The sequence below is a fragment of the Bacillus sp. SLBN-46 genome (genome assembly GCF_031453555.1).
Classification (GTDB): Bacteria; Bacillota; Bacilli; order Bacillales; family Cytobacillaceae; genus Neobacillus.
The window spans coordinates 3,554,334-3,575,964 of sequence record NZ_JAVIZM010000001.1 but is presented as its reverse complement, the minus strand read 5'-3'; the positions used below and the strand labels follow the sequence as shown (position 1 = coordinate 3,575,964).

Genomic DNA, 21,631 nt, shown 5'->3' with positions numbered 1-21,631 from the left:
TACGATTTAAGTAGTTCATTCTAGCAGAAAGACCTCAATTTTGCATGGATACAGCTTGCAGTCTTACCTATATAGAATTCGAGGAATTAAAATTTTTATTCTAATACTATATAAATATTTACTTATAAGAATATTTTTTGTAGGGTATAGCTAGTTTTAACTTATATTAATTTTGTAATGTGAAAATATAACGGGGTGCAAAGATGGATGAAAAACAAAAAGTCGGTGAAAAAGCAGCAGAGTTTGTAAAAGATGGCATGGTAGTGGGACTTGGTACGGGATCGACAGTTTTTTATACCATTCAAAAGCTTGGTCAGCTAGTGAAGGAAGGGCTTTCCATTAAAGGAATTCCAACTTCTGTTCAAACGGAAGAATTGGCTAAAGAATTAGGTATTCCACTTACAAGCTTAAGTGAAATTGAAAGCATAGATATTGCTATTGATGGTGCAGATGAAGTCAATCCAGATTTGGAACTGATTAAAGGTGGGGGCGGAGCACTTTTAAGAGAGAAAATCATTGCTAGAGCAGCTAAGACATTTATTGTTGTAGCGGATTCATCTAAAAGGGTTGAGAAATTAGGTGCGTTTCGACTGCCAGTTGAAGTAATACCCTTTGGTTATGAGATGACGGAAAAACACATTAGAGACATTGGTTTAGTCCCGGAAATTAGATATAACGGTAAAACCCCGTTTATTACTGACAATGGGAACTATATCCTTGACTGCCAAATTCCTGAGCACGTTCAGCCTGAAATGTTAGAACTATTACTTAATTTGATACCGGGAGTCGTTGAAAATGGGCTGTTTGTTGGAATGACTGACTTGGTGATCACTTTAGATCAAGAAAAAAATGTTGTCATGTTAAGAAGGTAAGATTATAAGAGAGAGATTTTGATCCCTCTCTTATATTTAATTACATCTTTACAATGATTCTACCTCTTGCTTGTCCTTTTAAAATAGTAGGCAAGGTTTCAGGTAATTCCCCAAGTGTAATTTCTTTCTGTACAATTTCAGAAAGAGTAGAAGGTTTTAAATCGGTTGCCATGCGATTCCATAGTTCTTGCCGAACATCCATTGGACAATAAACAGAATCGATTCCGAGAAGGTTTATGCCGCGTAAAATAAACGGAAACACGGTGGTAGGAACGCTTCCACCACCAGTTAAGCCACTGACCGCAACTGAACCATTATAGTTGATTTTACTTAAGATGGAAGCAAGTGTCTCTCCTCCGACTGGATCAACAGCTGCAGCCCAAATTTGTTTATCAAGAATTTTAATTTTACCGTTAAAGACATCTTCACGAGAGATAATCTCTTTTGCACCGAGCTTATATAAAAAAGCATGCTCAGAACTTTTACCCGTACTAGCAACAACTTCGTATCCTCTTTTTGATAGCATGGAAACAGCTAAACTTCCTACGCCACCAGTTGCTCCTGTCACAAGAACCTTGCCTTTTTCTGGTGTTAAACCGTTATCTTCTAACCTTTGAATGGAGAGGGCTGCAGTAATACCTGCTGTCCCAAAAATCATTGATTCTTTCAACGTTAAATTTTCTGGTAATTGAACCATCCAATCTCCAGGAATTCGGGCATATTCACTATAACCACCATAATGGGAAACACCAATTTCATAGCTTGTTGCAATGACCTCGTCCCCTTCGCGGAAACGTGGATCTTGAGAAGATACGACTACCCCTGCTAAATCAATACCTGGAATAAAGGGATAGGACGTTACAATTTTCCCATTTGGAATACTAGCTAAACCGTCTTTATAGTTAATGGCTGAATAAGCAACTTTGATTAAAACATCACCTGGGGGTAATGAATCAAAGGTAATATTTTGGACACTAACAGAAAAATTATTTTCATTTTTATCTACAATCAAAGCTTTAAATTGTTCCTTCATTATGTAACTCCTTTCTTGAATAGCATGCTTCGAATCAACTTTCTAAATTAAATATAGTATGTATGGTATTCTATTACAAGAATGCACTTTTATTTTTATATAGTGAAAAAAGTATACTATGAATTAAATTAAATATTTATTAACAATTAGAAAGAAGGGGATTATATGCAATTGAGAGTATCAGCGGTTCAATATCATCTTCATACAATTAGCTCTTTTAAAGAGTTTGCAGATCAGGTGGAGCATTATATCAAAACAGCAGAAGAATTTGGATCCGATTTTATCATTTTCCCTGAATTTTTTACTACACAGCTTATGTCAATTGGCAACGATAAAGGGGAAGCATTAACGATTCAGGAACTACCTGATTATACCGATCAATACCGGTCATTATTTATTGAATTGGCCAAAAAATATAAGATGCACATTATAGGCGGAACACATGTTATTCGTAAAGGGGATCGCCTTTATAACGTTGCCCATATGTTTTATCCAGATGGAAGAGTGGTAGAACAAGCAAAACTGCATATTACTCCAACAGAAGTCAATGAGTGGAATATGAGTCCAGGAGAAGGCCTTGAAGTATTCGAGACAGAAAAAGGTACCATTGCTATGCTAACTTGTTATGACATTGAATTTCCTGAAATCGTTCGCATGGCAAAAGCGAAAGGGGCAGATGTTATTTTCTGTCCATCATGTACAGACGATCGTCACGGCTTTCACCGTGTCCGTTACACAAGTCATGCAAGGGCCATCGAAAATCAAGTCTATGTTGTTACTACTGGTACGATTGGCTCGCTGCCAACGGTTGATTTCATGCGTGCCAATTTTGGGCAGGCAGTCGTAATCACACCAAATGACATTCCATTCCCGCCAAAAGGGATTTTGGTCGAAGGTGAGATTAATCAAGATATGATTGTTACAGCTGACCTAAACTTAGAGCTATTATATCAAGTTCGTGAAAAAGGTTCTGTTACTACTTGGCGTGATCGACGCACAGACCTATACCCAGACTGGGAAGGAAAATAGAAGTATGAACAAATAGAAATGGGGGATCATCATGTATCGAAAAGAATTTTTCGTTTTCGACAAAGACAAACCTGTTCCAGTTGTCATCCGGAATTATGAAGAAAAGGACTTTCCTGACTTAATTCGTATTCAACAGGAAAGCTTTCCTCCTCCATTTCCATCTGAATTATGGTGGAATAAAGAGCAACTAAATAATCATGTGACTCTTTTTCCACAGGGAGCTTTATGTATCGAAGTGGGTGGTGAAATAGCTGGCTCTATGACTGGATTACTTGTTGACTTTGATCCCCAACATCCAGAACATTCGTGGGAAGAAATAACAGATAATGGCTATATTCGTCACCACAACCCAAATGGAAATACTCTATATGTTGTCGATATTGGTGTCCGTCCTGCTTTTCGAAAATTAGGATTAGGCAAGTGGTTGATGTTTTCTATGTATGATGTGGTTGTGCATTTGGGGCTGGAAAGATTGCTTGGTGGTGGTAGAATGCCAGGGTATCACAAACATGCAAATGATATGACACCAGAACAATATATTGATGTTGTGGTAAAAGGGGAGTTAAAGGATCCAGTTATTACTTTTCTCCTCCGTTGCGGCCGGACCCCAATAAAAGTGGTAACCGATTATTTAGAAGATGAAGAATCGTGTAATTTTGGGACGCTAATGGAATGGAAAAATCCGTTTATTAATTCAAAATAAAGAATAGGAGATTATGAAATGGAATTTAGTAGAATTACGAATATTAATGATCCGTTATTTAAACAAATGCATCAATTAATGCAAAATGTATTCCCTGCAGAAGAGGTATTAGAATTTGATTTTTGGAAAGAACCGTTAGAGGATCCGGGAATTCGTGTGTTTGTCGCTGTTCATGAAGGAAAAGTAGTGGGTGCGACCGAGTACCGTTATTATGAGGATTTTAATGTGGCAATGACTGACTTTACCATTATCGGTCAAGCAGGCTTGGGAATCGGTCCATTTTTAGCAAATAAAAGACTAGAAGACCTGAATGAATTAGCAGCAGCCAATGGTAAAAAGTTATCGGGTATGTTTGCAGAAATTTATGATCCCTATCGTGTAGACCATTATGAATTTGGCGACGTTAAGCCGATGGATCCATATGTTCGTCGTGAAGTGTTGTCACATCTTGGCTACAAGCGTCTTGATTTCCCTTATGTTCATCCATCTTGGAACAATGATGGGGAAGCAGTCACAGGTCTAGATCTATGTTTCCTCCCAATGAATGGAGAAATGAATGAGCTGCAAACAGACTTAATCGTGCAATTTTTGAAGCGCTATTATACCGTTTTATCCAATAAACCAAAGTCTTGGTATGCCATGATTGAAAACTTAGAAGCAAAAGAAAAAGTGGCATTATTATATTTTTAATGTTTGAAAAAGCTTGTCGATTAAGTCGTAGAATAGACTAATCGGCAAGCTTTTTTATTCCACCTTTGTATTCTAGATGAAAATTTGTAAAGGGCGTTTTTTATAAGATGTTTTCGCAAAGATTGTTGTTTTTCCGCCAATCCTGTCCGACGTTGCTTTTGAATCAGGAACAAAAAAGTACTGAGAGCAACAAAGTTTACGATAAGAGCCTTTTTATAAAACAAAAGGGAAGTAATTTTTATGTGTTGACATCTACTTTTTTTTCATTTATTATCATACCCATAGGGGTAATGGTATTATCCTTACGACGATGAAAATTGTTATTCTAATAATGACTGAATAAAAGTCTGAGTATATCTAAACCGGGAGGAATAAAACATGAGTAATAAAGTAGCAATAATTGCAAGCAATGGTGGACTATTTGACGCGTATAAGGTATTTAATATCGCAACTGCTGCAGCAGCATCAGATCAGGAAGTAGCGGTTTTTTTCACATTTGAAGGCCTAAACCTAATTCATAAAGAAGCTTATCAAGCACTACCTATGCCTGAAGGAAAAGAACACTTTGCTGAGGGATTTGCAAAAGCAAATGTACCTGCTATTCCAGAATTAGTAGCAATGGCACAGGAGTTAGGGGTTAAATTCATTGGATGTCAAATGACAATGGATGTTATGGGATTAGAAAAAGAAGCATTCGTTGATGGTATCGAAGTTGGCGGTGCAGTGACATTTTTAGAGTTTGCTAAGGATGCCCAAGTAACATTAACATTCTAATAAAGAACCTATAAAACTATAAATTATAATTCATATAAGCCTCTTTTGCTAGATTGGAGAACCCAATTAAGCGAAAGAGGCTTTTTTATAAGGGGATTTCACTTTTTTTACAAAAATGTGAACAAATATCCAGTTCAGTCACGTCTAATTACTTTAGATGGTCCGTTAACTATATCGGACAATATAAATGTTAGAGAGGTAAAAAATGAAAAAATATTTGGATCTGCCCCTTAGGATTGCTCTTATGATTTCAGGAATTCTGTTTGTTTTTGCACTACCTACATTAATTGGAATAGAAAAAACACTAACCATTAACTTTAAACCGTTTAGGGAATTTGTAGAAATTAATATTCACAAATTGACTCAAATTAAGGATCCTCAATTCCTAAGCTTATTTGAACAAATGAATATGGCTGAAAGCTATCGTTATTCGATGTCCATTGTTGTTGCATCCTTATTGGTAGTTATTATTGTTGGTATTCTGGGGGCGTTAATGGTGCAACTAGCACCCAGAAAGATAGGGAATCTGTTCAGGAAAATGACTGATTTTTTTGAGTCCGTTCCTGATTTGCTCATTATTTTTCTATTTATGTTTTTCGTAATTACTCTCTATAAAACTACTGGACTGAAATTTTTGCAGCTCTATGGCATCTTTGGTCACAAGCCTTATTTTGTGCCCATCGTAACAATCGCTTTCCTCCCAACCCTGTTTTTTATGCAATTTCTAATTAAGGCCTTAGAGGGGGAAGAGTCTAGGGACTATGTTTTATACCTTAAGGCAAAAGGAATTAGGAAAAGTAGGATTTTAATTGTACATATGATTCGTAACATCTTCCCACTGTTAATTATTCAGCTGAGAACAAGTATTTGGATTATTCTTTCCAATCTTTATCTTTTGGAGTTCATGTTTAACATCAACGGTTTCACGAAAACTTTTCCAATCGCAATGGGAATGGGAGAGTTTTTATTACTAGTAATATGTCTACTACTGTTTACATTGCCACTATTGGTCATAGAAGCCATAAGTCTCTTGGTGCTTACGTTTTTTAAAGGGAAGGAGAGTGTTAGTTTATGAGGAAGTATAAAAAAACGATTGTAGGAATAGCTCTCCTCCTCCTTCTTTTTCTAGCAAGTTATTTATATCCCCTTTACGGACCAATGGATTTTAATAAACAAATCTTAGTTTCCGATGAAGAGGGCAATGTTCTTGGAAGAGCTCCGTTTCCACCGTCATTTGAACATATCATGGGAACGGACCGTAACGGTCAGGATATGCATTTGCTTATGTTGTATGGTGCAAAATACACGTTAGTGACTGCACTTGTTGTTGCCCTCCTAAGAGTCCTATTTGGAGGGGTGATGGGCGTTTTTTTATCCATTTATGCACCATATTTGAAAAAGTACTTTAAGGACTTTTTCGTTATTTTCAGATATATTCCGACTGTATTCTTAGGAATTGTTTTAATGTTGCCAGTGCATGGATCGTTTGAAAGTCCCATGTCGTCGGTTGTTACTTATCAGATTTTGATGTTAGTCTTCCTTGGGTTCCCGTCGGTTACAATATTTGCTTCAGAGATTACGGATGAATTGGTTAGAACATCCTTTGTGAAGAGTTCGTATTTAATGGGGGCTAGTAGGTTTCATATAATCCGAAGACATTTGATGCCCTATTTTCGCTCTTATGGGGTTTTATTTACCTTCCAGCAGTTATTAAGCGCCCTCCAGATTACGATGCATTTAGGTATTTTTTCGTTTTTTCTTGGCGGTCAGACCATTGGAGGAACGTTTGGGTATGAAGAACCGCCGAAGGCAGCTTCTATAACCAATGAGTGGGCTGGTTTAATTGGCCAGAATTTTCATGACTTTATGAGAGCACCATGGATGATCTTTGTTCCAATTTTAGGCTTTTTCGTTGTTATCTTAATTGTGAACATGATGAGAAAAGAACTGGAAGAACAGATGAATGGAACGCTTGTCCTGAAGAAGAAAAAGAAAGATGTATTTATTTCTTCACCCATTCAACCAGAAAAGAACCTTTTTGAATTTGTGAAAAAAGACCAACAACCGCATGGATATTCGGAGGTTGTTGGTAAGGGATCCAGGAAAACGTTCTTAAACCGTAAAGGCTTAATATGGGGGATAGTTGTTATTTTTATATGTGTAGTGACTATTTATGAACCAGGTGGGAAGGCCAAAATTCCAGAGGCGGCTAGTGCTAATAAGAAATCTACATCCACTAAGCCAGTTGTTTTCACTTCGCCACTAGCACAAGAAACTTCAACCCCAGTGAAACAGAAACCACATGCGGTTGGAGAGGAGATTCAACTGAAAGATTCCACACTAATGGTAACGAAGGTTGAAAAATCAATAGGAACCTCTGAAGAGAAACCTAAACCAGGAAATGAATTTTATATCATTACTGTTGAAATTAAAAATACGGGAAGGGAGAAAGTGCGATTTGGTCCACATTTCTTCAATTTGGTGGATAGTAAAGGGGGAAATTATTTCCAGCCCTTTCTGATGATTGATATTGATACAACCCTTTCATCGGGTGAACTAGATCCTGGCAGTAGTGTCACAGGTACACTTGCCTATGAATTGCCGAAGAGCGAGCAATTTCAGTTACAATATTTTCCTTATCAGCAAGTGAATGGCCCAATAATTAATTTACAATAGATTTATATAGTAAGAAACCCTCTACGATATTTGTAGAGGGTTTCTTACTAGAATGTTAGTCTTCAATAACAACATCTCTCCTAAGCTGTATCTCTTTCACCTTCTGATATTGCTCATCAGGCCACCATGCTCCGCAATCATCGGATACCACACAGGCCGCACACTTTTGTAGGTCGTAGACAATCATACCTTTGATGGGAGGGGAGTATAGGTGGAGAGTGACTAAATCGGACTTATGGGAAGCTTGCATTTTATGAATAGCTTTCTTCGGTGCATAAAAATATTTCCCTTGATGATGGTATTGCTGAAACAATTCGGTAGGCAAGCCGTTGCCTTTTACCTCATAAACCGAATTAAGCGAGGTACCGGAAAGGACTTGAATCCAGCCATGGGAATGGCCGTGATCATGTGGGGCACACTCTAATTGCGACCAATTCATTACAAGCAGTTCAACTTCATCATTTTTATAAAGAAGCCTTCGATTGTACGGTTTACCCTTTAATGGTTCTGGCAAGCTAGCAAGTTCATCGATTTTTATATCAAGTTTTAATAGAGCCTCTTTTAATTCGTCCTTTGATGGTTTTTTTAAAGGAACTAAAACATTCTTAATCCTATTTGTCAAAGTCATGAAGTATTACTCCTCCTATAGTCGTTTTTTCTTAAAGAAGTTGAACAACATAGGCATCAGATGTCCATTAACAATAATGACTCCAATAATAATTATGATTCCGCCAGCTACACTTACGAGTAAAATTTTCTCCTGTAAGAGCAATACCGCAGCAATTAAAGTGGTAATTGGCTCTAAATATAAAAACATAGATACCTTCGAAGCCTCCAGCACTTCAAGTGCCTTTCCCCAATACCAATATGCGATGCCTGAAACAAAAATGCCGAGAAACAACAAATGGGCCCATTCTGTATGGGTTAAAAGGGAAAGGGTTTCCCATCCTCTATTCCTTATGATAAAAGGGATTGTGAGGATTAGGCCAAGTAAACTCATATAAAAAGTCACCAAAAGAGGAGGGTAAGGGAGTTTTAAGCTTCTTAACAGCACCGAATAAACAGCCCAATTTAGCGTGCTGAGTATCATGAGAAAAAAGCCAATATTCATAGCTAGTTGGAAAGAGTGTCCGCTTCTTGTCGAAGTGACTAGCAGAACACCAGTAATCGCAAGGACCATCCCTGAGACCCTAGTGAAATTTATTTTTTCGTGTAAAAAGAGAAGGGAAAGGATGACTGTAAAGATAGGTGAAAAGGAAATGAGCCATCCAGCAGAGGAAGCATCAATCGTTAACAACGCTGTTGCTTGAAGCACCTGATGAACAAACACTCCTAGAATGCCAAGTATCATTAAATGGGGTAAATGTTTTAAAGAAATGAACATCCGGGTCCGTAGCACGACTAACAACAACAGCAAAAATAAGGCTCCAATTCCAAAACGAAGGACAAGCAACGAATAGGGGTCAAGCTTTCCTAAGACAGCCTTGGTAGATACAAATGAAACTCCCCAAAAACTAATCGACATTGTTGCATACATGGAGGCAGTTAACCTGGATTTACTAGTAGTCACGAGAAGCATTCCCTTCAGCAAAAGATTGTTATTCAATCTTATGCTTGTCCAGCGAGAAAATGTTTCCTATACATATGGAGACTATCTTCTTTTTGTCCATTTGTTTGATTTAAGTAATTTTTTTGGATGAAGGAAACTTTTTTGAGCAAATAGAATATAATGTAGAAAAAGCGGAGTTGTTCATATGTATATAACTAGAAGAGTCCAGAAGAAAATTTTAGTGAATTCCTACCTTTGTAAATGGTTAGGAATTATTAGTGAAGAAAATTATCAAGGGATTATAAAGAAGATTCAATCATAGTTATTCCTCAAGAACAATGGACGAGTGGTTTCTCATAATCTATTGTATCAATTAATGAGGGTGTTCAATATGAGGGAACTGCATCCACAACCAATAATCGGTCAACCGTGGACCGGTAGACATGTTATATTGCTTCATTGTACAACGGATAATCAATTCATCAATCTATATAAAAGTTTTCACGCACCAATCGAGCCTCCTCGGCCCAATTGTGCAGAAACCTTATCGCAATTGCTAAGCATCGGTTATCACATAATGGCCATTACACCAATTTCACCGAACCAAATTCAATATTTTTTGGTACTTTAATTGTGTATATAGAAAAAGGGCTTGGTTTATTTTATTAAACCAAGCCCTTTTTCTATACATTTTTAAGTGTGCCTATGAGTGATGCACTAAACGAACAAGCATATGAGCCAGTTTATGTTGCTCTTCCTCCGTACCAACGTTCCATAGCTCCTGTAATAATCTCTCCTCGGAATTCTTAGGTGATTCTTTTGCCGCTAGGTAATCAGCAACTTTCTGAGCAGAGTTAGCTAATTGTTCTTCGTCCATTCCTAGTCTTTCGCCTAATTGAACCTTCCCACTAAGATATTCCCTGAAATCATCAAAACTTGTTAAGGAATCTCCGTTTTTATAAATCTGATTTTCTATCTGTTGCTCATCTAAGTGCTTTTCCATAATAATCTCTCCTTTTATTTGTAAAATTATTTCATGTGCTTATCTTTTGCATTCCCTGTCTTTTCCTTCTTAAAACTTAATTTGAGTATATTGATAAACGCTATGAGCATAAAATTATAAAGATTAAGTACTAACTGCATGAAGGAGAGTGAGAAATGGAATTTGAGCGGCAGAAAGCAATTATGTTGGCTGAAAATATTACTAGTTTTATAAAGTTTGTAAATCAAAGACATGAAAACAAAAACAATTTCCGTATACATTCTGATAAATTGTATCAAATCAAGCTTCTTACAGAGGAGTATAAGTTTCAAATAATTGCAGATGAACTTCTCAGAATCAATCAGTTCGATTGGGATGGAAAGTATACTTATTATTTAGTTGATCAGTTTCAAAATGGGATGAACATAATTGATGAATACGTACAAAACCACTACAATGATTTATTCCTTCTTACGGCAAGAATTCATACCTTAAAGAACCTAAACTCACCCTTTAATAAATGAAAGAGGAGAACTTTTAAAATAAAAAGCTCTCCTCTTTTTTTGGTATTAATTATTATGATAATATAGATTTTTTCGATGGCTTTCCTTAAATTGTTTAGGTGTTTCACCTGTCATTTTTTTAAATAAAAGTGTAAAGTAGTTTGGATTATCGTAACCTGTTATTCTTGCTATTTCTCCGATTTTTAACTCCGTTGATACTAACAAGTTCTTTGCTTCGCCCATTCTTCGATTAATTAAGTAATTGATCGGGGTCAATTGCATTTGTTCCTTAAAAACATGTGATAGGTAGTATTTATTGATAAATAATTCATCAGCAATGTCCTCAAGCTTAATATTTTTTTTATAATTTTTATCAATAAATTCTTTTATTCGATGGGCAAGGGTATGGGCTTCCTTTGTTTCACTTTTACAATGTTGCAGCTTAATAGCTCTATGAATTAATGCGATAGAAGAGGTCAATAAGCCTTGGCAAATGATTTCATAACCTGCGGCTTGTAGGGATGATTCTTCAAATATATGTGCTAAATAGGTTCCAATCTGATCTGATAATTCATTTTTTCGGATTACTGGTTCTAGATTTGATGGGATAATATCAAGATCTTTCAACTGATCAATAGCAAGATTGGAGACCCCGCAAAAGAAGGTCTTGAGTGGGTTTGTTGGATTCGAGTATTCTTCATGGATGACCCCCGAATTGTAGATGAGAATATCGCCTTCTCTTGCAGTATAACTTTTATTATTAATAATAAAGGTTCCTTCTCCCTCACAAATATAAATAATTTCACTTAAATCATCATGTTTGTGACTCGGAAAATTCCAATTCGGATTACCGCCAACTTGCCCAGAGTAGGCAAGGACAGGGGGCTTATTAAATTTTAAAGGTGAATCTACATATTCCTCGTTGAAAACTTTGTAAATAGAGTTCCCCATCATCTCATCCTCCAATTAGTTGCTTTAGCAGTATAATTCACCGACCGCAAGATAGTATAGTTTTTTATTTAGCAAAAACAACATACTTTAGATTACTAAAATTCAAGATATGTAGAATTGTGATGTCTTTTTTTCATTCTATAACAAAAAATTTAATAAAAACACCCAAATTTTTATAATCAAGACCTGAATTTCGAATTGTTACTAATGAACTAGTAGAAAAACGAATAGGAAATAAAAAGGGTAATAGCAAGATATTATAGTTTTTATTTTAAGCTTAGCACGATAGTTAATTGTATTAACACTATGGCGATAGTAATATTCTAACTAATCAGATTTTGATAAGAAGGGGTGAACATTCAGTTGGAGAAGAAGAATGAGTACGCTCTCGAAATGAAAAGGATCTCAAAATCATTTCCAGGTGTGAGAGCACTTGATGAGGTTTCCCTTTATGTGAAAAAAGGAACTGTCCATGCACTCATGGGAGAAAATGGAGCAGGGAAATCTACACTAATGAAAATACTTGCCGGTATCTATAAACCAGATAAAGGTGAACTTTTTCTAAAAGGGGAAAAAGTAGAGCTTAATAATCCTCGCGATGCTTTACGCAGTGGGGTTAGTATGATCCATCAAGAGTTAAGTTTTGTATCTGAGATGACTGTTTCAGATAATATCTTTCTTGGCAGAGAACCTACCATCGGAAGAAGTAAGGTAATCAAGAAGAGGGAACAAAGTGAAAGGGCACTAAAGCTATTTGAGCAATTGAAAATTAAATTGGACCCAGATAAAAAAATGTCTTCCCTTTCTGTATCAGATAAACAAATGGTCGAAATTGTGAAAGCGGTTTCGAATCAAGCGGATATTATCGTGATGGATGAACCAACTTCTGCAATCACGGATAGAGAAGTGGAAAAACTGTTTGAAATTATTAAAATGCTAACCTCTCAAGGCAAGTCTATTATTTATATCTCTCACAAAATGGATGAGATTTTTAAAATTGCAGATGAAATAACTGTATTAAGGGATGGTTGTTATATCGACAGTAAAAAAGCAGCAGAGTTAAATCAAGATATACTTATTTCCTTAATGGTCGGTAGAGAGCTTAAAGAAGTGTATCAAACAAAAACAACGAAAACTGAAAACGTCTTCATGGAGGTGAAAAAGCTTACACGAAAAAACTACTTTGAAAATATCTCGTTCTCCGTCCATCAAGGGGAGGTGATTGGAATTGCAGGACTGGTAGGTGCAGGGAGAACCGAAGTGGTCGAAAGTATTTTCGGTGTGAATCCTCCCCATAGTGGTGAAATCTATATTAATCAAAAAAAGGTGGTACATAAACACCCTAAGCATGCAATAAAAAATGGAATCGCCTTAGTAACTGAGGATAGAAAGCAAACAGGCTTAAATTTAACAGGTTCAGTTAAAGACAACATCAGTTTAGTTAATTTAAAGAAGTTTACTTCCTTTAAAAATATCATCTCTCGAAAAAAAGAAAACAGTGCAGTAGACCAGCAAATAACTTCTTTAAAGATTAAAACACCAAATCGGAACATGTTAGTGAAAAATTTAAGTGGGGGTAATCAGCAAAAAATTGTTATTGCTAAATGGCTATTAAATCATCCTGACATCTTAATTCTAGATGAACCTACTAGAGGAATCGATATTGGTGCAAAAGCAGAAATCTATAAAATTATCTACGATTTTGCAAGTATGGGTAAATCCGTGATTGTGATTTCCTCAGAAATGCCTGAATTGTTTGGTATTTGTGACCGGATTATTGTCATGAGTGAAGGCAAATTAACTGGAGAGTTTACCAGAGAGGAGTTTGACCAGGAAAAAGTGATGGCATGTTGTGCAGGTATTCAGAAAGGAGAAAAAATCGGATGAACTCTCAAAAAGAAGAAGTAGCGAAATTTAGTCTAATGGATTTAGTAAATTCACAAACGGTAATAAAAACGGGGGGGACAGGAAAGCTCTTTGCAAAATATGGGATTTATATTGCTTTTGCCATCTTGTTTATCATCTTATCTATTACATCTGAGTCGTTTTTAACATCTACCAATATAATCAATATTTTGCGGCAAGTCTCGATTATCGGCATTGTAGCAATTGGAATGTCCTTCGTGATCATTACTGGGGGGATTGACCTTTCTGTCGGATCCATTATGGCTCTTTCAGCCGTTGTTGCTGCAAGCTTTGCTAAAGCAGACAGCAGTTATTCGATTTTTATCCCAATTATCATCGGAATTACTGTCGGATTAGCTTGTGGACTAATTAATGGTGTTTTAGTTGCTAGGTGGAAGGTTGCACCGTTTATTGCGACTTTAGGAATGATGACTGCTGCTAGAGGACTAGCTATGGTCTATACGGAGGGCCGCCCTGTTATTGGCTTAAGCAGTAGTTATAACAATATTGGCAGCGGCTATATCTTAGGATTTCCTATTCCTGTGGTTGCTTTCTTGGTCATTGTTTTAGTAGGAATATTTATTCTCAATTTTACTGTTTTCGGTAGACATGTGTTTGCAACTGGCGGAAATGAACAATCTGCTAAACTATCAGGCATTCACACCAGCTCTGTCAAAATTGGGGTCTACGCCATATCCGGATTATTAGCTGGAATTGGGGGGATGGTTCTTTCCTCAAGAATTATGTCAGGATCACCTGTTCTCGGCCAGGGGTATGAGCTTGATGCTATTGCAGCTGTAGTTATTGGAGGAACTAGTTTATTTGGCGGAGTAGGGAGCTTAATTGGAACATTGATTGGAGTGTTGATTATTGGAGTAATGAACAATGGTCTAGATCTATTAAATGTTTCTTCCTACTATCAACAAATATTAAAAGGAGCCATCATCGTCATTGCCGTTCTACTTGATAAAAAGAATCACCAATAAAAAATATAAGGAGTGAGTGTATGAAAAAGTGGAAGGTATTAGCTGCAGCCCTATTAATCGTTCTCGGAATTTTAAGTGGATGTTCAGGAAAAGCAAAAGAGAAAGCAAGTGGAACTGCAAAAGGAAAGCTCAAAATAGGTGTTTTGTACCAGAATTTGCAGAATGAATATATTGTTAATTTACAAGATTCCATTCGTAAATATGCAAAATCCGCTGATGTCCAATTAATTGAATCGGATGGAGAAGGTAAAGCAGAAAATCAAATTAGTCAAGTCGAAAATCTTATCAATCAGAAAGTAGATGCGATCATCTTAAATCCGGCAGACAAGGATGGTAGTGCTCCAGTTGTTGAGCAGGCTGTCGCAGAAAATATTCCCATTATTACTGTGCTCGCAGTTGTCTCAAATGAAGACAAAGCAACAGCGCATGTGGGATCTGACGATGTCGAAGCTGGAAAAATAGAAATGAAGCATATAGCAGACTTGTTAGGTGGAAAAGGAAAGATTGGCATTATCCATGGACCTAATGGCAATTCAGCTGAAGTAAACCGAACTGAAGGAAATGAAAAAGTGTTAAAAGACTTCCCAAATATAAAAGTTGCTGCGGAACAAACAGCCAATTGGTCGCGTGAAGAGGCCCTATCGTTAACAGAAAACTGGCTTCAATCACAGAAGCTTGATGCAATCGTTGCTCAAAATGATGAAATGGCCTTGGGTGCCATAAAAGCACTGAGTGCAGCAGGGAAACTGAAAAATATCAAGGTAATCGGAATTGATGCGATCCCAGATGCTTTGAATTCAGTTAAATCAGGAGAACTTTCAGCAACTGTTTTTCAGGATGTTGATGCACAAGGAAAAATGGCGGTTGAGGTTGCAAAAAAAGCGGCAAAGGGTGAAAAAGTGGACAAAGACAACATGATTCCTTTCCAACTGGTAACAAAAGAAAATCTTGATAAATTTACTAGCAAATAAGCGTTTGCTTATTAATAAATCAAAGATAAATAAGGAGGAAGTAAATAATGAAAGCAGAAAAAAAGCTAAATAATATCCTTGAAATAGAAATTCCATTAAATGAACGCAAAAACAATGAACCATTAAGGGTATTAAGTGAAGAGGATTGGAAGTTTTGGAAGGAAAACGGCTATGTTATTATTCGTAACGCAATTCCTCAAGATCATATTGAACGTTTAGTAAGGTTAATTTGGGAATTCGAAGAAAAGGATGCTAATGATTCATCTACATGGTACACAGCTCCACGCCGTGAAATGGCAATGAAGGAGCTAATGAACACTGGAATGGTTGAACTATATAACCATCAGTATTTATGGGATAACCGCATGTATGAGAAAATTTACAATGCGTTTGTAGATATTTGGGGCACTGAAAAGCTTTGGGTGAGTATTGACCGCTGTAATTTGAACCTTCCAATGAAGCCTGGACATGAATATAAGGGATTCATTCATTGGGATGTAGATACTTCCTTAGATCCAATTCCAGTTAATGTGCAAGGGGTATTATCCCTAGTCGATACCGATGTGGACATGGGTGGTTTCCAGTGTATTCCTGAGCTCTATAGAACGTTTGATGATTGGGTAAAAACACAGCCTGAAGATAGAGATCCATATAAACCAGACACTACAGGATTTACTCCAACAAAAGTAGTGACTAAAGCTGGGGATTTGCTCATTTTTAATAGCATGCAGCCACATGGTATTCGCCCTAACTACTCTGAAAAGGCACGAATTGCGCAATATATTTCCATGTTTCCAGCACAAGAAAATAATGAGAGCTTAAGAGAAACAAGAATCCAATCTTGGAGCGAAAGAATTAAGCCTGAGGGATTCGCTTTTCCAGGGGATCCGCGTAATTGGGAACAAGTAAAATATGATCGAGCGGTACTTACCGAATTAGGTGAGAAACTATTAGGGCTAAAAAAATGGTAATTCAAGATTAATAGTTTGAAAACAGAAGAGCCAATTGAAAAATATTTGCGGCTCTCCTGTTTTTTTTTACACAGAAAATGAACGAGGAGGAGAATTTTATGAATGATGTTTGTATTTGTTGTGGAAGTGAGTTAGCTAAAATGGAAAGAAATAGATCGGTATGTTGGGATTGCAGTAGTGAGATGAACGAAACATACGATGAAGAATAAATAAGTCCATTATTGAAGATTCCAATTAACGGGGGGCATATATGAAGTACAGTAAATTACACCAAACAGATCTGAATGTTTCTGAAATCTGTTTCGGTACATGGCCGATTTCTGGCCATGGAATGGGAAAGGTTAATGAAGAAGATGCAAGAAAAACGATATACCGTGCCGTAGATTTGGGAGTGAATTTTTTTGATACTGCGGATATGTATGGCTTTGGCTATGCGGAGAAACTGTTAGGTAAGACGTTGGGTTCCAGTCAGCAGGACATGGTCATTGCAACTAAGGTAGGGTTGGAATGGGACCATGCAGGGAATTTGAGGAACAATTTGAAGGCAGATTATGTGATTCGAGCTTGTGAAGATAGCATGAAGAGACTCAAGGTGGAAAAGATAGATTTGTATCAGCTGCACTGGCCAGATCCCAATACTCCAATGAAGGAAACGATGGAAGCGTTAAGTTTGCTCGTAGAGTCAGGAAAGGTTCGTTATGTTGGTGTGTCTAATTTCTCTATTGAGCAGATGGTAGAAGCAAGTCAGTATTTACCAATCGTCACCAATCAGGTTGAATACAGTTTATTGGATAGAATCGTAGAAAATGAAATTATTCCATATGCCGAGAGTGAAGGGATGTCTATCCTTCCCTATAAAGTGTTGGGAAGGGGAATTCTTACCGGCAAATTGAAAGAAGTACCTCGTTTTGAGAAGGGGGACTGGAGAAGTGAAGAAGAAATCTTTCAAAAGGATCGACTACTTCAAACTCTGAAACTAGTGGAACAATTAAAGCCAATTGCCACGGATTACGGTTGTACGGTTAGTCAACTTGTTATTGCATGGTCATTACGATGGAAAAGTGTACCCTCAGTCATTATTGGAGCAAGACGACCGGAACAAATAGAAGATAGCTGTTTAGGTTCTGGCATTAATCTCTCTAGTGCGGACGTAAATTATATGAATTCACTTTTTAGTGAGTCAGAAGGTGCTTACTAAATACCAACTAAGGAGGGAATAAAATGAAGCATCAAATTGAGCATCTTGTCTTTTTTAAATTTAAAGAAGGGACTCAGGAAATAGATAAAAATGAACTGGTAAATCGGTTTCGCTCTCTTGAGGGTAACATTCCTGGACTGGAATCGGTGTCTGTAGGTTTAAATACTACAGTTGAGCAGGAATTTGCTGACTATGAATTTGGAATGAGAATGCTATTTGAGAATCGTGAAATGTTAGCAGCGTATCAACTTCACCCCAACCATTTGGAGGCAGTACAATTGGTAGGGGATATTGTAGATGACGTGGCTTTAGTTGATTTTGAGATTAGTAAACTATAGATAAATATACAAAGAGAGTTATGACGATTAAGCAAGAATCGAATAACTCTCAGTTGCTTTTTATGATTTATCTTGAATAGCTATTCCTTCTAACCTCTCCAAAAGTTCATAGGGCCTAACCTTAAATGCTTCATAGGGGATGGAATATCCCTTAATTGCATCTAGTACTCTAGGTATAAACTTTCCTCGTTTTATATATTGATGAACATTGGATGAATCGAGTTTCACAAAGCGAACATCCTGTGTTTCTTCAGATGTTCTTAAGTCTCCTCCAGTACTTTTGCCGTGGAAAACGATAGAAACCGTGCTTCCATTAGAATACACCCCGGTTACGCCTTGTAACTTAACCGATATACCTGTTTCTTCATAGATTTCTCTACAGAGTGCGATGTCTAATGTCTCTCCATCCTCAACTCCGCCACCAGGAAGTTCCCACGTATCTGAACGCCAATAGGTCTTGACCAGTAATGTTTCTTCCTTTTCATTTGTAATATATCCGCTTACCGTCACCGTTTGTTTTTTTGCAGGCTGGTCACCTGCTGGAGTTATTGTATCTTGACGGTAATCCAAGTATAATTCCCTTAATTCTAACAGTTGATCTTGACCTTGCTGATGCAAAACATCCTTTTCGACTCTTTTTTGAATGTTCAAATAGTCTTTATAGCTTGGATATTGCCATATGATTAAGAGCTCATTCTCTACTTCTGTAGTCCAAAAGCCTATCAGACTTGCCCCATTTTTTTGCTGATTTGCTTTCAAGTATTTTTCAAAGAAATGTGTAAACTCAGGTATCCTTCCAGGAGTAATCTTATAAATTTCTCTTTTGTAGTACATGTGGAACCTCTCTCTTAAGGAATACAATCTTAGTGATGTTATTGTATGTATAGGGATATTTCCTGTGAAGGTTACTTTCTGTTGGCTCATTTTGTCAAATCTAGTAAAATAATAGTAAAAGTGAAAATGTAAGTTATAAAGTTGTTAGCGATCGATTATACATAATAATATTTTGTTAGTTTTGAAAAAATGCTTGTACCAATATGAATCCTGTATCTGACACTATTAAGTAGAGGTAATGTATGAATAGTATGAATGGGGAAAAAACAACGAATATCGATGAATGCTATCAACTGGCTGAGCAAAGAGCGGCTCACTATTTTCAGTCGCTGTATGACCAGGTAATAAAAAGAACTTATAGTTCAACCTTAACAAATGATTTTCAAGTGTGGAAACAGAATCATATGCGTCACCCATTGTTATCGTTATTAAGAACTCGAAAGAATAAACCAGATACCAAAGATTATTCCAATTATATCCGCTGGATGGATGTAACAGGGAAATTAGATTCCTATCTGCATCGAAGTATTTCTTATATTTATATGAGGGATTTAGGAAAATCTCTTAAATCACCACATACCCAGACTAGAATCCGAAATGTCGTAGACAGCTTGAAAAATCATCTAACAGCCACTGATCAAGCAAACAAAACGGACCTAATCAGCATGACAGGATTGTATAGGTGGGCACAGAAGGAAGGAATTGAATCTACTTTCATCTGGCTGATGGAAAAACTAAAGACCGTTTCCTCCCATATTCCGGAGGGGATGGATGCCGAGCATGCACAGCGAAAGCTAATCAAAATCATCGCCGGAGTATTAATGCACGTCATAGAAGAGATGGGCAATGACGTATCACCAAATGAACGAACGATGAAACTTAATGAAGCGATTAGACTTGGATATTCTTATGGTCTGACCTATCCCTTTATTGATGATCTTCTAGATGCCAACGTCCTGTCCGCTCGAGAGAAACAACAATATACAGATTTGATACGGACCACACTTACCACAGGATTTGTTCCAAAATTGGGTAGTTGGAGCGGAGAAAACTTAAAACTTATTCAATTTATTCATTCTGAACTCCGTGATGCCTATGAATATATTAAAGCTCATCAGCAACCAGAGTCATTAAACTCTTTCTTTGAGCAATCCTTTGTATTTTTCCAGTCACAGGAAGTAGACCGTGTAAAAGATTTATCAAACCCAAATTACACAAATGAAGAGATTTATATACCCGTTATATTAAAATCATCTTCCTCCCGCTTGATCGTTCGATCAGTCATTAGTGCCCCTGAAGATGAAGGTTTTGACAATAGAGCTTTCTATTATGGAATATACAACCAATTGGCAGATGATTTTGCCGATATGTTTGATGACTTGAAGGAAGGGGCAGTCACTCCGTATACCTATTATTTAAATTATCATGGGTTGCGACCAGATTTAATAAATCCTTTTGAATTATACTGGGCGGTCATTAGCCATTTAATCCATAACGTGTATAACTCGGATAAACTAACCTGTGAGGTTATACTTGATCGAGCTATAAACGGTCTCAAGAGATTCAAAGCAAGGGTAGGATTGAAACAATACACGGAAGTGATGACCACATTTGCTTTTGGAAATCCAGAATTCAATCGTGTCATCCAAAAGATGGTTCGTAGTGCGGATGATGTAGATTTCTTTGATAAACTTCTTCGTGATCAGATTATTACCACCATTAAGAACCAACGGAAAGAACAGGATGAATTTATAGATACTGTTGAAACAGTTCGAAATCAGATTAATAGCATCTTGAAAATCCAAAAACACGATAATTCCTCTCCTATTAATGAAACAATCGTTGATGCTGCCAACTATAGTCTCGATGGAGATGGAAAGCGACTGAGGCCCATTATGACCTGGGTCATGGGGGTTAACGAGTATGGATTAAATCAGTCTGCCATTGTTCCATTACTAAGATCCTTGGAATACATGCACACCGCATCACTAATTTTCGATGATTTGCCATCACAAGATAATGCATCTTTGAGGAGAGGGAGAGCTACACTGCATCAAGAATATAACATCGCTATCGCCGAATTAACAGGCCTCTTTTTGACCCAAAAGGCGATCGAGGAACAAACTTCCCTTAACCAATTTGATGCGAAGACAGTAATAAAATTAATTCAATATTCGACTCAAGTAACAGAAGTTATGTGTAAAGGACAGGCAATGGATTTAGGTTCCAAAGGAAAGCAATTAACACTCGAACAATTGAATACGATGTGCTTTTACAAAACGGGAATTGCATTCGAAGCCTCCTTAATCATGCCTGCCATTCTTGCACAAGCCAAGGAATTGGAAATGAAAGCATTGAAACAATTTGCCTATCATGCTGGGATTGCGTTTCAAATTAAGGATGACCTTCTTGACGTGGAAGGGGATACTACTTTACTAGGGAAATCCGTTGGAATAGATGCCGAAAATAACAATTCCACATTTGTATCAATCCTTGGTCAGGAAGGTGCTAGAAAAGAGATGTGGGAACATTTCTGTCTTGCCATGGAGTCATTAGAGGAGGTACCGCGGAATACCGCTTTTTTGAAACATTTGTTGAATTACATTGTGAACCGTGATCATTAAAAAATGATTAACCTTGGTAGATGCCAAGGTTTTTTGTTTGAT

General features: G+C 37.0%; 21 protein-coding genes. 15 read left to right on the top strand and 6 right to left on the bottom strand.

What is annotated here, in order from left to right; translation table 11 throughout:
- Positions 1 to 203 precede the first annotated feature (203 nt).
- The gene (gene rpiA / locus QFZ87_RS18275; RefSeq protein WP_309864385.1) at positions 204 to 872 is read left to right on the top strand and encodes a ribose-5-phosphate isomerase RpiA; all 669 of its coding nucleotides are present in this window, start codon (positions 204 to 206) and stop codon (positions 870 to 872) included.
- 40 nt (positions 873 to 912) lie between these two features.
- Here the strand turns inward: rpiA and QFZ87_RS18270 are convergent, their stop codons facing one another.
- Positions 913 to 1,905: an NADPH:quinone oxidoreductase family protein gene (locus QFZ87_RS18270; RefSeq protein ID WP_309864382.1), complete on the bottom strand. Its 993-nt coding sequence runs from the start codon at positions 1,903 to 1,905 to the stop codon at positions 913 to 915.
- 165 nt (positions 1,906 to 2,070) lie between these two features.
- Here QFZ87_RS18270 and QFZ87_RS18265 point away from each other — a divergent pair, with 165 nt between their 5' ends.
- The 6 genes from QFZ87_RS18265 to QFZ87_RS18240 all read left to right on the top strand — a co-directional run bounded on the left by QFZ87_RS18265 (position 2,071) and on the right by QFZ87_RS18240 (position 7,777).
- Positions 2,071 to 2,934 carry a carbon-nitrogen hydrolase family protein gene (locus tag QFZ87_RS18265; protein WP_309864378.1) on the top strand — a complete coding sequence of 288 codons (864 nt, stop codon included), beginning with the start codon at positions 2,071 to 2,073 and terminating at the stop codon, positions 2,932 to 2,934.
- 31 nt (positions 2,935 to 2,965) lie between these two features.
- Complete coding sequence (locus tag QFZ87_RS18260) at positions 2,966 to 3,637, top strand: GNAT family N-acetyltransferase (RefSeq protein ID WP_309864375.1); 672 nt, start codon at positions 2,966 to 2,968, stop codon at positions 3,635 to 3,637.
- An 18-nt stretch (positions 3,638 to 3,655) separates the two neighbouring features.
- The gene (locus QFZ87_RS18255; RefSeq protein ID WP_309864372.1) at positions 3,656 to 4,327 is read left to right on the top strand and encodes a GNAT family N-acetyltransferase; all 672 of its coding nucleotides are present in this window, start codon (positions 3,656 to 3,658) and stop codon (positions 4,325 to 4,327) included.
- Positions 4,328 to 4,705: 378 nt separating this feature from the next.
- Positions 4,706 to 5,101: a DsrE/DsrF/DrsH-like family protein gene (locus QFZ87_RS18250; RefSeq protein WP_309864369.1), complete on the top strand. Its 396-nt coding sequence runs from the start codon at positions 4,706 to 4,708 to the stop codon at positions 5,099 to 5,101.
- Positions 5,102 to 5,306: 205 nt separating this feature from the next.
- Positions 5,307 to 6,176: an ABC transporter permease subunit gene (locus tag QFZ87_RS18245; protein ID WP_309864365.1), complete on the top strand. Its 870-nt coding sequence runs from the start codon at positions 5,307 to 5,309 to the stop codon at positions 6,174 to 6,176.
- The gene (locus tag QFZ87_RS18240) at positions 6,173 to 7,777 is read left to right on the top strand and encodes a DUF4352 domain-containing protein (protein WP_309864362.1); all 1,605 of its coding nucleotides are present in this window, start codon (positions 6,173 to 6,175) and stop codon (positions 7,775 to 7,777) included. The genes QFZ87_RS18245 and QFZ87_RS18240 overlap by 4 nt, the downstream gene beginning before the upstream one ends.
- 55 nt (positions 7,778 to 7,832) lie before the next feature.
- Here QFZ87_RS18240 and QFZ87_RS18235 read toward each other — a convergent pair whose 3' ends face one another.
- The 3 genes from QFZ87_RS18235 to QFZ87_RS18225 form a co-directional block, all read right to left on the bottom strand.
- On the bottom strand, positions 7,833 to 8,405 hold the full coding sequence (locus QFZ87_RS18235; protein ID WP_309864359.1) for a cysteine dioxygenase: 573 nt from the start codon (positions 8,403 to 8,405) through the stop codon (positions 7,833 to 7,835).
- Positions 8,406 to 8,420: 15 nt separating this feature from the next.
- Complete coding sequence (locus QFZ87_RS18230; protein ID WP_396133977.1) at positions 8,421 to 9,356, bottom strand: DMT family transporter; 936 nt, start codon at positions 9,354 to 9,356, stop codon at positions 8,421 to 8,423.
- 673 nt (positions 9,357 to 10,029) lie between these two features.
- On the bottom strand, positions 10,030 to 10,329 hold the full coding sequence (locus QFZ87_RS18225; protein WP_309864353.1) for a DUF3243 domain-containing protein: 300 nt from the start codon (positions 10,327 to 10,329) through the stop codon (positions 10,030 to 10,032).
- 155 nt (positions 10,330 to 10,484) lie between these two features.
- Here QFZ87_RS18225 and QFZ87_RS18220 point away from each other — a divergent pair, with 155 nt between their 5' ends.
- Positions 10,485 to 10,832, top strand: a complete 348-nt coding sequence (locus tag QFZ87_RS18220) for a hypothetical protein (RefSeq protein ID WP_309864351.1) — start codon at positions 10,485 to 10,487, stop codon at positions 10,830 to 10,832.
- Between the two features lie 45 nt (positions 10,833 to 10,877).
- Here QFZ87_RS18220 and QFZ87_RS18215 read toward each other — a convergent pair whose 3' ends face one another.
- The gene (locus QFZ87_RS18215) at positions 10,878 to 11,765 is read right to left on the bottom strand and encodes an AraC family transcriptional regulator (RefSeq protein WP_309864348.1); all 888 of its coding nucleotides are present in this window, start codon (positions 11,763 to 11,765) and stop codon (positions 10,878 to 10,880) included.
- A 390-nt stretch (positions 11,766 to 12,155) separates the two neighbouring features.
- Here QFZ87_RS18215 and QFZ87_RS18210 point away from each other — a divergent pair, with 390 nt between their 5' ends.
- The 6 genes from QFZ87_RS18210 (at position 12,156) to QFZ87_RS18185 (ending at position 18,131) form a co-directional block, all read left to right on the top strand.
- Positions 12,156 to 13,649: a sugar ABC transporter ATP-binding protein gene (locus QFZ87_RS18210; protein ID WP_309864345.1), complete on the top strand. Its 1,494-nt coding sequence runs from the start codon at positions 12,156 to 12,158 to the stop codon at positions 13,647 to 13,649.
- Positions 13,646 to 14,653 (top strand): ABC transporter permease, encoded by a 1,008-nt coding sequence (locus tag QFZ87_RS18205; RefSeq protein WP_309864342.1) that lies wholly within the window; start codon positions 13,646 to 13,648, stop codon positions 14,651 to 14,653. The genes QFZ87_RS18210 and QFZ87_RS18205 overlap by 4 nt, the downstream gene beginning before the upstream one ends.
- 20 nt (positions 14,654 to 14,673) lie before the next feature.
- Positions 14,674 to 15,624, top strand: a complete 951-nt coding sequence (locus QFZ87_RS18200; RefSeq protein ID WP_309864339.1) for a substrate-binding domain-containing protein — start codon at positions 14,674 to 14,676, stop codon at positions 15,622 to 15,624.
- Positions 15,625 to 15,671: 47 nt separating this feature from the next.
- The gene (locus QFZ87_RS18195; protein ID WP_309864336.1) at positions 15,672 to 16,595 is read left to right on the top strand and encodes a phytanoyl-CoA dioxygenase family protein; all 924 of its coding nucleotides are present in this window, start codon (positions 15,672 to 15,674) and stop codon (positions 16,593 to 16,595) included.
- Positions 16,596 to 16,845: 250 nt separating this feature from the next.
- Positions 16,846 to 17,793 (top strand): aldo/keto reductase, encoded by a 948-nt coding sequence (locus tag QFZ87_RS18190; protein WP_309864333.1) that lies wholly within the window; start codon positions 16,846 to 16,848, stop codon positions 17,791 to 17,793.
- 23 nt (positions 17,794 to 17,816) lie between these two features.
- Entirely contained in the window at positions 17,817 to 18,131 is a 315-nt protein-coding gene (locus QFZ87_RS18185; protein WP_309864331.1) for a Dabb family protein, read from the top strand.
- 60 nt (positions 18,132 to 18,191) lie between these two features.
- On the opposite strand, the gene QFZ87_RS18180 is transcribed toward QFZ87_RS18185, so the two are convergent.
- Entirely contained in the window at positions 18,192 to 18,965 is a 774-nt protein-coding gene (locus tag QFZ87_RS18180) for an NUDIX domain-containing protein (RefSeq protein ID WP_309864329.1), read from the bottom strand.
- A gap of 242 nt (positions 18,966 to 19,207) precedes the next feature.
- Between QFZ87_RS18180 and QFZ87_RS18175 the strand changes: the two genes are divergently transcribed.
- Positions 19,208 to 21,589, top strand: coding sequence for a polyprenyl synthetase family protein (locus QFZ87_RS18175; RefSeq protein ID WP_309864326.1), 2,382 nt, complete (start codon positions 19,208 to 19,210; stop codon positions 21,587 to 21,589).
- The last annotated feature ends 42 nt before the right edge of the window (positions 21,590 to 21,631 follow it).